At 62.7% G+C, this 13783-nt stretch carries 16 protein-coding genes; 8 read left to right on the top strand and 8 right to left on the bottom strand.

Going from position 1 to position 13783, the window contains the following annotated elements:
* Window positions 1-84 precede the first annotated feature (84 nt).
* The 3 genes from ACQR3T_RS09825 to ACQR3T_RS09815 all read right to left on the bottom strand — a co-directional run bounded on the left by ACQR3T_RS09825 (window position 85) and on the right by ACQR3T_RS09815 (window position 2414).
* Window positions 85-207: a hypothetical protein gene (locus ACQR3T_RS09825; RefSeq protein WP_268989285.1), complete on the bottom strand. Its 123-nt coding sequence runs from the start codon at window positions 205-207 to the stop codon at window positions 85-87.
* Window positions 208-290: 83 nt separating this feature from the next.
* The gene (locus ACQR3T_RS09820; RefSeq protein WP_052065296.1) at window positions 291-989 is read right to left on the bottom strand and encodes a response regulator; all 699 of its coding nucleotides are present in this window, start codon (window positions 987-989) and stop codon (window positions 291-293) included.
* Between the two features lie 21 nt (window positions 990-1010).
* Window positions 1011-2414, bottom strand: a complete 1404-nt coding sequence (locus tag ACQR3T_RS09815) for a glycosyltransferase family 87 protein (RefSeq protein WP_428693266.1) — start codon at window positions 2412-2414, stop codon at window positions 1011-1013.
* Between the two features lie 161 nt (window positions 2415-2575).
* On the opposite strand from ACQR3T_RS09815, the gene rpsF reads away from it, so the two are divergent.
* The 6 genes from rpsF to dnaB all read left to right on the top strand — a co-directional run bounded on the left by rpsF (window position 2576) and on the right by dnaB (window position 9902).
* A complete protein-coding gene (gene rpsF / locus ACQR3T_RS09810; RefSeq protein ID WP_008711385.1) occupies window positions 2576-2863 on the top strand; it encodes a 30S ribosomal protein S6 in 288 nt (95 codons plus the stop codon).
* A gap of 57 nt (window positions 2864-2920) precedes the next feature.
* Window positions 2921-3472, top strand: a complete 552-nt coding sequence (locus ACQR3T_RS09805; RefSeq protein WP_032378699.1) for a single-stranded DNA-binding protein — start codon at window positions 2921-2923, stop codon at window positions 3470-3472.
* Between the two features lie 42 nt (window positions 3473-3514).
* Window positions 3515-3757, top strand: a complete 243-nt coding sequence (rpsR, locus tag ACQR3T_RS09800; RefSeq protein WP_008711381.1) for a 30S ribosomal protein S18 — start codon at window positions 3515-3517, stop codon at window positions 3755-3757.
* A 15-nt stretch (window positions 3758-3772) separates the two neighbouring features.
* Window positions 3773-4228, top strand: a complete 456-nt coding sequence (gene rplI, locus ACQR3T_RS09795; RefSeq protein WP_032378698.1) for a 50S ribosomal protein L9 — start codon at window positions 3773-3775, stop codon at window positions 4226-4228.
* A gap of 228 nt (window positions 4229-4456) precedes the next feature.
* A complete protein-coding gene (locus ACQR3T_RS09790) occupies window positions 4457-6736 on the top strand; it encodes a SulP family inorganic anion transporter (RefSeq protein ID WP_032378697.1) in 2280 nt (759 codons plus the stop codon).
* Between the two features lie 619 nt (window positions 6737-7355).
* Window positions 7356-9902: a replicative DNA helicase gene (gene dnaB / locus ACQR3T_RS09785; protein ID WP_428693898.1), complete on the top strand. Its 2547-nt coding sequence runs from the start codon at window positions 7356-7358 to the stop codon at window positions 9900-9902.
* A gap of 31 nt (window positions 9903-9933) precedes the next feature.
* On the opposite strand, the gene ACQR3T_RS09780 is transcribed toward dnaB, so the two are convergent.
* Window positions 9934-10374, bottom strand: coding sequence for a hypothetical protein (locus tag ACQR3T_RS09780; protein WP_428693265.1), 441 nt, complete (start codon window positions 10372-10374; stop codon window positions 9934-9936).
* 163 nt (window positions 10375-10537) lie between these two features.
* Between ACQR3T_RS09780 and ACQR3T_RS09775 the strand changes: the two genes are divergently transcribed.
* Together ACQR3T_RS09775 and ACQR3T_RS09770 are read left to right on the top strand one after the other, a co-directional pair.
* A complete protein-coding gene (locus ACQR3T_RS09775) occupies window positions 10538-10768 on the top strand; it encodes a hypothetical protein (protein WP_428693264.1) in 231 nt (76 codons plus the stop codon).
* A gap of 163 nt (window positions 10769-10931) precedes the next feature.
* On the top strand, window positions 10932-11189 hold the full coding sequence (locus ACQR3T_RS09770) for a DUF3297 family protein (protein WP_428693263.1): 258 nt from the start codon (window positions 10932-10934) through the stop codon (window positions 11187-11189).
* 17 nt (window positions 11190-11206) lie between these two features.
* Here the strand turns inward: ACQR3T_RS09770 and ACQR3T_RS09765 are convergent, their stop codons facing one another.
* Genes ACQR3T_RS09765 through ACQR3T_RS09750 form a run of 4 tightly spaced genes read right to left on the bottom strand, consistent with a single transcriptional unit; the run spans window position 11207 to window position 13773 of the window.
* Complete coding sequence (locus ACQR3T_RS09765; RefSeq protein ID WP_428693262.1) at window positions 11207-11689, bottom strand: cysteine hydrolase family protein; 483 nt, start codon at window positions 11687-11689, stop codon at window positions 11207-11209.
* A gap of 1 nt (window position 11690) precedes the next feature.
* A complete protein-coding gene (locus ACQR3T_RS09760; RefSeq protein WP_428693261.1) occupies window positions 11691-12683 on the bottom strand; it encodes an aldo/keto reductase in 993 nt (330 codons plus the stop codon).
* Window positions 12664-13149, bottom strand: coding sequence for a MerR family transcriptional regulator (locus ACQR3T_RS09755; RefSeq protein WP_428693260.1), 486 nt, complete (start codon window positions 13147-13149; stop codon window positions 12664-12666). The genes ACQR3T_RS09760 and ACQR3T_RS09755 overlap by 20 nt, the downstream gene beginning before the upstream one ends.
* Window positions 13150-13206: 57 nt before the next feature.
* On the bottom strand, window positions 13207-13773 hold the full coding sequence (locus tag ACQR3T_RS09750; RefSeq protein WP_428693259.1) for a TetR family transcriptional regulator: 567 nt from the start codon (window positions 13771-13773) through the stop codon (window positions 13207-13209).
* Between the last annotated feature and the right edge of the window lie 10 nt (window positions 13774-13783).

Below are 13783 nucleotides of genomic sequence, written 5' to 3'. Positions count from 1 at the left end.
ATGTGGACGATTCTCACAGGTAATGCTCAGGTTTTCTGCCCTGATTTTCAGGGGCATTGAAACGTCAACCGTCGCGGCAGCGTCTCACGGCAGTACGACAGACTCGCGTCCATCGGCGTCGAGCTCGATTTGCAGATCCTCTCGCGAGTCGCTGACCAGTATGGACGCGATCTTCCCGCGCCCGGGAGGCAGGATTCGAGCGGTCACCACTCCTCCCTCCGCACCCCGAAGGGCAGTGGAAACGGCGATGCTCACCCGCCCCGAAATTGTGGGATGAACCACAGCCGGCATCAATCCCGTAGTGGTAACTCGGGCATCGGCAACCAACCGTCTTCGACCGCTCGCTTGTACAGGTCGGTTTTTGTCGGTGCCGGACGCCCGGCCTCGGCGTACTTGTTCCGGATGCGGACGAGGTAGTCGTTGACGGTCTGCTCGGACAGTCCGGCGAGACTGGCTACTCGAGCCGCCTTCTCTCCCGACGCATACAACGCGAGTACCTCGCGCTGGCGGGGACTGAGACCGACATCGGGTAGCTGCGGATCACCGTCGATCGCGGCGGCCCAATCCGTCGTGACCACCTGACCGCCGCTCGCGGCGCGCCTGATCGCCGAGACGATCGCAGCCGCGGGTGCCGACTTGCGCACCACACCCAGTACGCCGGCGCGGGCAGCCGAGCGCACCAGAAATGCGTTCTCGGCACCGGTGTAGACCAGTACGCGGGCACCGGCGGCGTGTAGTTGCTCCACGTTCGAGCGAGGGGACGAACCGTCACCCAGCCGAAGGTCGAGAACCACCAGATCGAGTGTCTGCCGCTGTTCGAGCAGTTCGCCCACGGTGGCGGCGATGGACACCAATTCGAGGTCGGGTTCGTCCGCAAGCATCGCCTGAAGGCCGAGAGCCACCGATTCGTGGTCCTCGACCAGACCGACGCGTCGTACGTCGGACCCCTGCTCGCTCGCGTCCCCCTGAGAATTCGACACCTGTGTCATGTCCCCGCCCCGCCCTAGGTACTACTGCCCCGGTGATGTCGACAGCGATATCGTTGCTGGTCGGGGGGATATTACAGACGGCTGGTCGGTTTCGCCGGGGAAAGGTATGCGCATCCGAGCCCGGATGAACAGCACGAAGAACACCACCAACAGCAGTGCTCGGCCCCACACCCCGACGAGGACGAAGAACTCCTCGTTCTCGGCGTCGGCACCCGAGGCGAGCGCAGCGAAATACTTGAAGACGCCGATTCCCATCGATAGATCGACGAGCAGATACGCGCCGACGAGTCCCCACGGAACCCGAAGCAGAACCAGGAACGGCAGCAGCCACAGCGTGTACTGCGGCGAGTGCACCTTGTGCAGCAGCATGAATCCGCACAGCATCGATCCGCTGACCGCGACCCACGGATAGGTACCCTCCACCTTTGCCCGACGCCAGCCCAGCCAGAGCGCGAGAGCGAAGGCGACGAACACCAGTAGCGGCGACGCGACGTCCACCACGTCCTGGAAAGACGCCTCGGCCTCGGCGTAGGCATCGGGAGTCATCTGGTCGCTGATGTAGAAGTGGCGCAATCCCCAGTACCAGATGGAGTTGGTCGTCAGGTCCGCCTGCCGCAGCGATTGGAAGGTGAACGACGCGCGCCACCCCTCGTAGCCCAACACTGCGAACGGCAGATTCACTGCGATCACGGTGCCGATCGCAGCGCCGGCAACCATCAAGCCGCCGCGGATGTCCCAGCGGCCTTCGACTGTGTCGGCGGACTCGCGCCCATGAACTCCGCCGGTGACCACGTACGCGATCAGTGGCAGCACGAATGCACCGGGATAGAGCTTGAGGCAGAAGCCGATCGCCAACAGCACCGACGCGAGAACTGCTCGCCGTCGCAGTGGCATCGGCAACGTCATGACGAAGATCGCGCCGACGGCGGCGGCGACGACGGGCAGTTCCCAGTTGTGGAAGGCGTACATCACCAGCGGCGGGCCGATCGACCACAGCAGTGCCGACCAGCCGGCCATCCTGCCGAGCATCCACGCGGTGACCAGACCGAAGGGCGCGAGAATCAAGGCCGACGTCAGCAAAAACTGCGCGTCGGTATGCGCGGGAATGGCACCCAGCCACATCAGCAGGCCGCTGAGAACGGGGTACTCCACCGTTCCCCCGGTGAGGATTCCGTCGCTGGTGATGGCCCCGTGGATGTACGGGAAGATGTGGTTGTCGATATCGCGACCGAGCCAGAGAAACTGAATGTCCGAGTAACAGACCGAGGAATCCTTGATCGCGTCGAACATCGTGCTGCGACCCGACGTGTCGAACGGCGCGACCGCGCAGCGGGCCTTGTTGAGATATCCGAGAATCAGTCCGAGTGCAGCCATCGTGACGACCACGACGACCGTCATCGGATTGGCGCGGACCCCGGATCGCATGACGCAAGACTATGACGCGCGAACGTCGGCCCGTACGCCCAGCAGGAATTAGCAGGTCAGCGCCCTGTCGTGTATCTTCGAGGGGTTGCTGACGCAACGACCCTCCTGCCACGGATAGTCCGTGGCCGTTTTCACTAGTCCACAGGAGGTGATGAGGTCTAATGCGTCATTACGAATTGATGGTCATTCTCGACCCCAATCTGGACGAGCGCACTGTCGCTCCGTCGCTCGATACGTTCCTCAACGTCGTTCGCAAGGATGGCGGCACCGTCGACAAGGTCGATGTGTGGGGCAAGCGTCGTCTGGCCTACGAAATCCTCAAGCACGCCGAGGGCATCTACGCCGTTGTGAACCTCAACGCCGAGCCTGCCACCGTCAGCGAGCTGGATCGTCAGCTCGGACTCAACGAGTCCGTGTTGCGTACGAAGGTCCTGCGACAGGGCAAGTAATTGTCGTTGCCCGCCTCTAGGCTGGCATCTACAACGCTTACTACTGAAAGAGGAACCATGGCAGGCGAGACCGTCATCACCGTCATCGGAAACTTGACGGCTGATCCAGAACTTCGATTCACCCCCGCCGGTGCGGCGGTTGCCAACTTCACGGTTGCATCCACGCCGCGCACATTCGATCGTCAGACGAACGAGTGGAAAGACGGCGACGCGCTCTTCATGCGCTGCAACATCTGGCGCGAGGCAGCGGAGAACGTTGCCGAGAGCTTGACCCGAGGCTCGCGAGTGATCGTGAGCGGACGGTTGCGGCAGCGTTCGTACGAAACGCGTGAGGGTGAGAAGCGGACAGTCGTCGAGCTCGAAGTCGACGAGATCGGACCTTCACTCCGCTACGCCACCGCAAAGGTCAACAAGGCCAACCGCGGTGGAGGTGGCGGCGGAGGCGGCTTCAACTCCGGCTCCGGCTCCGGTTCCTCCGGCGGATCGAGCGGCGGCCGCTCGAACTCCTCGTCCAATTCCGGTTCCGGCGGAGACGATCCCTGGGGCAGTGCTCCAGCGGCATCGGGCTCCTTCGGCGGACGTGGCGGAGACGAAGAGCCACCGTTCTAGATCCTTCGATCGAGAACAACCAGATGTAACGGAGAAAGACCCATGCCCAAACCGCCATTGCGCGACAAGGTGCTCAAGAAGAAAGCGTGTTCCTTCTGCAAGGAGAAGAACGCGTCGATCGATTACAAGGACACGACGTTGCTGCGTAAGTACGTCAGCGATCGCGGAAAGATCCGTGCTCGCCGTGTCACCGGCAACTGCGTCCAGCATCAGCGTGACGTGGCCGTTGCCGTGAAGAACTCGCGTGAGGTAGCACTGCTGCCTTACGCCGCGACGGCTCGATAGAAAGGGGCGATTGGTATGAAACTGATCCTCACCGCTGATGTGGACAACCTCGGTGCGCCTGGCGACACCGTAGAGGTCAAGGACGGCTACGGCCGTAACTTCCTGCTGCCCCGCGGACTGGCCATTCAGGCCACCCGTGGAGCTCAGAAGCAGGTCGACGGCATCCGCCGCGCTCAGGAAGCTCGTGCCGTCCGCGGACTCGAGCACGCCAACGAGCTCAAGCAGGCCATCGAAGGCCTCGAGGCCGTCACGCTGTCCGTCAAGACCGCGGGCGACTCGGGCAAGCTGTTCGGCTCGGTCACCGCGTCGGACGTCGCTTCCGCGCTCAAGGCTGCCGGTGGCCCGGTTGTCGACAAGCGCAGCATCGATCTGCCGAAGGCACACGTCAAGAGCACGGGCAAGCACGACATCGTCGTGAACCTGCACCCCGACGTGACCGCCAAGTTCAAGCTGGAGGTCGTCGGAAGCTGATTTCGGCTTTCGGCCCAGTACGGCTGCAAAAAAGCCCCGCGAACCACGGTTCGCGGGGCTTTTTCGTGTCTTCTCACAAAGATCAACTGTCGCAATGGGTTCCAATTTGTGAAGCATCTCTCTAGATGACATCTTTAGCCAAGGTTTGCGTAGCCTTTACGTGGGGGCGACATCCGACGCCGGAACACGATCGACCGACCTGACGCCTAGACGCCCGGAGGACCTGCCGTGACAACGACAGCAGAGCACGACTCAGAACCCAGCCCGAAGACCCGATCCGAGCCACCGTCTCGGATCGGGTCGATTATGAAGTACGATCTCCCGGCCTCCCTGGTCGTTTTCCTTGTGGCAGTGCCACTTTCGATCGGCATCGCCGTCGCCTCCGGCGCCCCGATCATGGCCGGTCTCATCGCCGCTGTGGTCGGCGGCATTCTCGCGGGCATCCTCGGTGGATCACCATTGCAGGTCAGCGGTCCCGCCGCGGGTCTGACGGTGGTGGTTGCCGAGTTGGTCAACCAATTCGGCTGGGGCATAACGTGCGCCATCACGGTTCTTGCCGGTGCTGTGCAGATCCTGTTGGGAATGAGCCGAATTGCGCGTAGCGCTCTGGCGATCTCGCCGGTGGTGGTACATGCCATGCTCGCCGGAATCGGCATAACCATTGCGCTGCAGCAGATTCACGTCCTCCTCGGCGGTGAGTCCGAGAGCTCGGCCGTGCAGAATATCCTCGCAATTCCCACGTCCGTCGCGAACGGTCAATGGCCGTCGATCATCGTCGGTGGAATCGTTGTCGTGCTCATGTTCGCCTGGCCGCGCTTGGCCGAGCTGTCCAGCGTGTTGGCGAAGGTCGCGAAGGTTCCCGCCGCACTGGTCGCAGTGGTCACTGCCACTGCGGTCTCGATCTTCTTCTCCCTGGACGTCGAGCGAATCGAATTGCCGGGCAACCTGATCGAATCGCTGAGCTTCCCGATCATGCCCGACGGGCAGTGGAGCGCGTTTGTCACCGGCGTCATCACCATTGCGCTGATCGCCAGCGTCGAGAGCCTGCTCTCCGCGGTTGCCGTCGACAAGATGCACAGTGGTGAGCGCACCAACTTCGACCGAGAATTGATGGCACAGGGTGCGGGCAACATGGCCTCGGGTGCCATCGGCGGTCTGCCGATCACCGGCGTCATCGTGCGCAGTGCCACGAACGTCAAGGTCGGTGCCAAGTCTCGTGCGTCGGCGATTCTGCACGGCGTGTGGATCTTGATCTTCTCGGTGCTGTTCATCTCGATCGTCGAGCTGGTCCCGTTCGCTGCACTCGCGGGTCTGTTGGTGATGATCGGTGTGCAGCTGATCAAGTTGGCGGACATCAAGATTGCGAACAAGACCGGTGACATCGCGGTCTATGCGGTGACGGTGGTCGGTGTGGTGGCACTGAATTTGCTCGAAGGCGTGCTCATCGGATTGGCTCTGTCGATCATTCTGGTGCTGCGTCGTGTGGTGTGGGCCAACGTCCGCGCGGAGGAGACGGTCGACGGTACCTGGCGCGTCACCATCGAGGGTTCGTTGAGCTTTCTCGCGCTCCCGAGACTGACGCACGTACTGTCCACCGTCCCTGCGGGAACAGACGTCACCGTGCGCTTGGGTGTCGACTTCCTGGACCACGCCGTCCACGACGCGTTGAACGAGTGGGTGCGTCAGCACGAACTCGGCGGTGGCACAGCGAAAGTCGAGGAAGTGGGCACGGCGTCGATGGCTGCCGCCGCCCAGGGTCCACCCAAGCGTGGGTCTGCGACGGTACGCAGTTCGTTGGCTCCGTGGCGCGCCTGGCAGCTCAAGAGCGATGATGCGCAGGAGGATTCGCCTGTGGCGCTACGGGCTGTGATGAGCGGAGTGGCCGAATACCACCGCACCCATGCACCCAACATCCGTCCCCACCTCGAGGGGTTGACCGACAGCCAGGATCCGGACACGCTCTTTCTCTGCTGTGTGGATTCGCGCGTCATGCCGAACACGATCACCAGTAGCGGGCCGGGCGATCTGTTCACGGTCCGGAACATGGGCAACCTCGTTCCCGCGAAGGGTCAGGATTGCTCGGTGGAGGCCGCGCTGGCGTTCGGTGTGGATCAGTTGGGCACCTCGTCGGTGGTGGTGTGTGGACACTCGGGCTGCGGTGCGATGAAAGCGGTGCTGAGTGGGCCGGAGAATGCCGCCGACGAGTCCGTGGCGGAATGGCTGGGTCACGCGGTGGCGAGCTTGGACGCGTACCGCAGCGGGCACGTGGTGGGTCGTCAGGCCGCAGAGCTCGGTTTCGGCGAAGCGGATCAACTCGCCATGGTGAACGTGGCGGTGCAGTTGCAGACGCTTACTCGTCACCGCGTGGTCGGCCGCGCCAACGCCGAGGGACGCCTGCACATCACCGGACTGTTCTTCGACATTCCGACGGCCCGGGTGCTCCAGATCGGCACCAAGGAGGTCACGGTGCTGGATCCGTCCGACTGCCCACAGAAGAGCCGTGTCTGACATCTGATCAGCGGCGAAGAGGGGCCCGATTCGGGGCCTGGAATCGGGCCTCTTCTGCTGAAACGGGCTGATGGTTTGTTTCTGTGATCATTCCCAGCCCATGTGACCTAGTTCACCCTGTGGTTCACCTGGCATTTACTCAACACGCCCGAGCTGTCAATTCGGACGACACGCCGATCCAGAATCAATGCACAGGAAGAAAACTTTATGTACACCCTTCGACCAGGCTGAACCGCCGAAACTGTGAAAGTTATACCCAGGTTATCCCCAGGTGGTCAACACTGTTGTTCAAGCTCATCCACATTTCGTCCACAGCTTCATACACAGGCTGTGTTGTGACTACTGCCGATAGCGCTTAACGTCCGTGCAGCGTCTCTCTCGATGCCGCGCAAAGGCGACGAGACGGCGTGAATCCGGTGTCGATCAGTACCTGTCGGTGCCCGGGGGTAGAACTTGCTGGAGCGCACGGCCGGGTGGTATTCGGCGGTGCTGACGACTATTGGGGAGAGGACGGCCGGTTCGCGTGGCAGTTGTGGACGATCGAGGACAGTCCGACTACTCCGGCTCCTCCTCCAGCGAGGGCCCCGGTGAGGATTTCGGTCGCCAACCCCCGCAGGACATGGCCGCAGAGCAGTCCGTCCTGGGCGGGATGTTGCTGAGCAAGGACGCCATTGCCGACGTGCTCGAGGTGCTTCGGCCGGGTGATTTCTATCGGCCGGCCCACCAGAACGTCTACGACGCGATTCTCGATCTCTACAGCCGCGGCGAGCCCGCCGACCCGGTGACCGTCTCGGCCGAGCTGGATCGACGCGGGGAGCTCAAGCGCATCGGCGGTCCGCCGTACCTGATCACGCTGACCCAGACGACGCCCACGGCGGCCAACGCCGGGTACTACGCCGAGATCGTCGCCGAGAAGTCGATTCTGCGCCGCCTCGTACAGGCCGGCACCCGCATCGTGCAGTTCGGCTACGCCGGAGCCGACGGCCAGGACGTGGCCGAGGTCGTCGACCGCGCGCAGGCCGAGGTGTACGAGGTCACCGAACGCCGCACCTCCGAGGACTTCCTACCCCTCGAAGAGCTGCTGCAGCCCACGATGGACGAAATCGACTCCATCGCCAGCCGTGGCGGTATATCCCTCGGTGTACCAACAGGATTCGCCGAACTCGACGAAATCACCAACGGCCTTCACCCGGGTCAGATGATCATCGTGGCGGCGAGGCCTGGTGTGGGTAAGGCGCTTGCTCTCGACACGCCACTTCCCACGCCCGACGGCTGGACCACGATGGGCGAAGTGGCTGTGGGTGACCACCTCATCGATGCCCATGGAATGCCGACCAGGGTTGTGGCCGCCACGGACGTCATGCTCGATCGGCCGTGCTACGAAGTCGAATTCTCCGACGGCACAATCATCGTGGCGGATGCAGAGCATCAGTGGTTGACGGAGACCCGGGCGTCACGTAAGTCGGCGCAGGCCGCGGCGGTCAACTACAACCGGACTCGAAATCAGAAGACGTTCGCTGCCGTGCGCACCACCGAGGAAATCGCGAACACCGTCCGTTGTGCGACGAAGGATGCACGCATCAATCACTCGGTCACCAACACCGAGGCCGTTCAGCTGCCGGAGCGTGAGCTTCTGGTGCCGCCGTACACCATGGGCGCGTGGCTGGGAGATGGAACGTCGGCCTGCGCGCAGATCACCAGCGCCGACCCCGAGATCATTGCCCGGATAGAGGGCGAAGGCCTGCACGTGGTGGCGTCGGAGAAAGCCGAACTTCGATACTCGATCAAGCTTCCCGCCGAGGTTGTAGAGGCGAAGGACTGTGTCGTCTGCGGCAAGCAGTTCGTTCCGTTTCCACTCAATGTCCGAACCTGCGGCCAATCGTGCGGCGGTAAAGCGCGTTTCATGTCCGCTCCGGTCGCGGCACCGACCTGCATCGACTGCGGCAAGGTGACGACAGGTCTGCACCGCTGCCAGGCATGCCGCAACTCGATCGGAACCGTGCAGGCGCGTCTACGGACGATCGGCGTACTGGGTGACAAGCACGTACCCGCCGACTACCTCCGCGGGTCCGAGAGCCAGCGTCGCGCGCTTCTGGCGGGTCTGCTCGACACAGACGGCACGGTCACCGGGGGCGGCTCGGTTCAATTCGCGGTCACCAGTGAGCGGCTCGTTCTCGGGGTGCGCGAGCTGATCGTCAGTTTGGGCTACCGCGTGCAGATGACGACCAAGAGTGTCCACGGGCGGAGCGAGGCATCGTCCACGGCATTCACTCTGACGTTTGCGACAGACGATGTCGTGTTCGGTCTGCACCGGAAACAGATTCTGCACAAAGAGCGTCGCGCTGCCGGATCCACTGTGCGGTCGGGTTCGCGGTTCATCGTCGACGTTCGCCGAGTCGATTCCGTTCCGGTTCGCTGTGTGGAGGTCGACAACGCGGAGCATCTGTATCTCGCCAGCGAGTCGATGATCCCGACCCATAACTCTACGCTCTCAATGGATTTCATGCGTTCGTGCTCCATCAAGCACGGCATGCCCAGTGTCATTTTCTCCCTGGAAATGAGCCGCACCGAGATCGTCATGCGACTGTTGTCCGCCGAGGCGAAGATCAAGCTCGGTGACATGCGCTCCGGAAAGATGACCGACGACGACTGGACCAAGCTGGCCCGGCGAATGAGCGAGATCAGCGAAGCGCCACTGTTCGTCGACGATTCTCCGAACCTGACGATGATGGAGATCCGCGCGAAGGCGCGTCGCCTCAAGCAGCGCAACGGCCTGAAACTCATTGTGGTGGACTACCTTCAGCTGATGTCGTCCGGCAAGAAGGTCGAATCCCGTCAGCAGGAGGTCTCGGACTTCTCCCGTCAGCTCAAGCTTCTCGCCAAGGAACTCGAATGCCCGGTGGTCGCGGTCTGCCAGCTCAACCGTGGTCCCGAGCAGCGAACCGACAAGAAGCCGATGGTCTCCGACCTCCGTGAGTCCGGCTCACTGGAGCAGGACGCCGACATGGTGATTCTGCTGCACCGCCCCGACGCGATCGAGCGCGACGACCCCCGCGGCGGCGAGGCCGACCTGATCCTCGGCAAGCACCGTAACGGCCCGACCGCGACAATCACTGTGGCGCACCAGCTGCACCTGTCGAGATTCGTGGACATGGCGCGGGGCTAGTCGGATCGGTCGGTCGGCCGCAGATCTTTGGTCAGTGCGGTCCACACATCGATCGGGCCGGGGTGTCCGACCCGTCAGGATTCCTTGTCCCGCCGCTACCGGCCAACAGTTCGTTTCCTGCCGGCATGTCATGTTCGACTGTGTCGAGTACGTCTGCGCGAGTCCAGTTCGTGCGTAGTGGTCCAGGAATTCTCAGTGTGGGCGCGCCGGGAAACGGAGTCGCCTCGACGATCCTTATGTCGCGCAGATGAATTCCGTCCGCCCGCAAGGTTCCGCGAACGGCTACCAGGTTGCCGGCCGAGGAGGTATCGAGATCGGAGCCGATCAACGGCAGCCGCGCCACACTGGAGGATTCCGGCGCCCGACCGGGAGTATCGGGTTCGATGAACAGCGAACCATCGGAGTCCGCCACCAGTGTGCCTCGTCCGATAACGAGGTCGCCGACGGCGACGACGAGGTGCTCGAGATCCATGAACCCGAGTCTGCGCTCGACCGGCGTCGGCCGTCAACGGTCTTCATCCCCACCGTCCGGTGAAACACCGGCAGCGATCAGTCTTCGCTCGCGTGCGAACAGGGGTTGAACAAACCTATCGTTCGGTTTACGGTGACGTCACCGATCCGACGAGAGGCCGAATATGAAATCGAACCGCGTGCGCACCCTGGTCGTATCCAGCTTCGTCGCTTTGGCGATGCTGAGCGCAGCCCCCTTCGCATCGGCTGCTCCCAGCGACCCGACGCCACCGACGTTCGGATCGTCGGGTATCCCCATCGAGCAGGTCGACGACATCATTCGAATCTTCCTGCCGGGCCACTGCACGGTCATGGGAAGTGTCGGTTGCAGCACCCCCGCCGCACTTTTCGGCTGACCTGAGCTTCCACTGTCCGAGAACCACTCTCGCTCTGTGCGCCTGCGCGGACAGCGTCTCTGAGGTCGAGAACCAACACCAACGGCGCTGGTCCAACTCTGGGTCGCGTATTCTCGCTGAGAATCGAACCGAGCACCCAACGCAGCAATCGACGAAAGTAGTCATGTCCGAGGACCAGAACACAGACGTTCCGCCGAACCATCTCTCTATCGATCCGCGCAGCACCTTCTACAACGAAGAGGTTCTTCGCCGAGACGTGGGCATTCGCTTCAATGGCGTCGAGAAGACCAGTGTTCGCGAATACAACGTGACCGAGGGATGGGTGCGCGTAGAGGTACCGACCGCGAAGGATCGCTACGGAAATCCCATGCTCGTCAAGCTCAAGGGCACGGTCGAACCGTACTTCCGCGACGCGAAATAACGGACTTCGCCTGGGGTCTACTCGACAGTCGTACCGGCTGCCGCCATGGCTTGAAGCGCACGCCGATGTTCGTCCTCGGTCGACCCCGCGCACGCACCCGAAGGCACCGTCACGCTATAGCCCAGTGAGCATGCACGTTCCGCGGCAATCCGGACCCCGAAATCCGTGAGGTACCCGGTGATCACCACGTGCTCCACCCCGACGAGTCTCAGCTGGGCATTCAGATCGGGGTTGGACCAGATGTCGCGGTCGAACTTCGTTGCGATGAGGTCTCCTGGCCGAGGCGTCATCGACGGGTGGAAGCGGGCACCGTCACCGTCCATGTCGGAGCGCAGCGGATCGGTCGCATCCTGGCTCAGATAGCGAGTGCACACCACCAGCGCACCCGTGGCGCGCTGGGCTGCACGGACCGATTCGGCGCGCGCCAGTGCGCCTGTATCGTGCCCGATCTCCATGATCCAGGGCTGAAAGTCGATCTCCAACAATGCCGTTCGCGGCATATCAGTATCGAGTTCCGACTGCAGCGGGTGTGCCTTCGAGCTCGGTGAGATCCTCGGCGGTGAGCTCAAGTTCGAGTGCCGCGAGGTTGGCGTCGAAATGCTCGATGTTGGTGGTGCCGGGAATGGGAATCACATGGGTGCCCTGGGCGAGTACCCACGCCAATGCCACAGCGGCAGGGGTGGAGTCGTGCCTCGATGCAATTGCGGACACTACCTCGACGATCGATCGGTTCTGTTCGGCCGCAGCTCCGGAGAATCGGGGAAGTGCCAACCGCATGTCCGTCGAGGGAAGTGTGGAGGTGTCGAGCGAGCCGGTGAGGAATCCTCGACCCAGAGGCGAGAACGGCACGAACACCGCGTCGTTCTCACCCGTCCACTCGACGATGTTTCCCGCGGGTTCACCGTCGTGTGTAGTGCCTTGCCCCAGGGCGTTTCGAGTCCACAGGGACAGTTCGGACTGCACCGCAGAGACCGAATGAATACGGTGGGCCACCCGTGCCTGCTCGACGGTGACCTCGCTGAGGCCCAGGGCGCGCACCTTGCCCGCCGCTACCAATTCGGAGAGGGCTCCCCAGGAGTCCTCGATCGGCACCTGGTCGTCGACGCGGTGGAGGTAGTACAGATCGATGGTGTCCACACCGAGGTTCCGCAGGCTCGAGTCGCAGGCCTGCGTGAGGTGTTCCGGCTTACCGTTTCGAGTCAGAACAGGCGCACCGCCGTCGACGTTGCCGACCAACCCGGCTTTCGTGGCGATGACGGCATCCGTCCCGGCCAGAGCGCGGCCGACTACCCTCTCGTTGTGTCCGGCAGCGTAGGCGTCGCTGGTGTCGAAGAAGTCGATCCCCGATGCGAGTGCGTGCGCCAGGATCGGTGCACCGGCAGTGTCCGAGGAGGTATCGGCACCGGTGTAGGCCCAGCTGATACCCATGCAGCCGAGGCCGATGGCACCGACATTGCGTCCGAGTGCCGAGACGTTACGAGTGGAAATCGACATGAATGCTCCTGTGCTCGTTAGTTGATGGGTGGACGACCGCGAGACCATCGCAGTCGAGACCCCCTGCGATCAGGTCCTCGTAGTGCGAGATTTTCGTTTCCAGCGCAGACCGTGCTTCGGCGAGACGACGTTGCTTCTCGTCGACGCGTAGCCGGTGCGCGCTCAGAATGTCGATCCGTTCCTGATGTGTGGACGCACCCAGATTCACCAGAACCACGAATCGACGCATATCGGCCGTGGGCATCCCGGTCGACCGAAGACGAACCAGAAGTTGCACGAGTGCGACCAGTCTCGGGCTGAATGCGCGCCTACCCATCGGCGTGCGTGGGATCTCGGGTATCAGGCCCTCCCGCTCGTACCAACGCAACGTGTCCTGCGTCAGCCCCGAGGACTCGGCCATCTCGGCAATCCCGATACTCACGGGCTCGGTGTCGGTGGTGGCCGGTGAATGCGGTGCTGCGGTCATGGGCCAGACGCTACGTCTTCGAGTGCACTCCAACGCAAGCCGAAATCGGCCATGGGCTCACACCAGTCTGGCGTGCCCGCGAAAGAGCATGGCGGCGGCCGCATCGGTGCGTTCGGAATCCCCCGTGGTGAAGCGATCGAGAAGTAGCCCTCGGAATCCCGCACCGACGGTTGTTGCCTGGATGATCGCCGTTGTGGAGTCCATCCCACAATGGGCCATCGCGGCAGCCAAGGCGTCGGTGAGTGCACGCACGCTGGCGCGTGCGAAGTCCGCGAGAACACCGGATTTGATGGACGCAATTCCGATGACCTGCATCAGGATTCGTGAGCTGACCGCATCGGTACCGTCGGTCATCGACGTCCAGAGTTGGTGCAATCGTTGCTCGAGCTGCTTCGAATCGCGGACGTCGCCGAACATCTCGTCGAATGCGGGCCGTTGACTTGTCAGCGCCTGCACGATCAGGTTCTCACGAGAATCGAAGTAGTAGATGAGCATTCGGGAACTGGTACCGAGTTCGGCTGCGAGCGGGCGAAGCGTCAAGTCGTCGAGTCCATGGGTGCCGATGTACTCGACCACACGGCCGAGCAGTTCGACTCGTTTGTCGTGATCGAGAGGACGGGCCATCACTTGACTG

Source organism: Rhodococcus sp. IEGM1428, from assembly GCF_050321865.1.
Lineage (GTDB): Bacteria > Actinomycetota > Actinomycetes > Mycobacteriales > Mycobacteriaceae > Rhodococcoides.
Note: the sequence above shows the minus strand (reverse complement) of the source record. Positions and strands in the feature narration are given on the sequence as shown.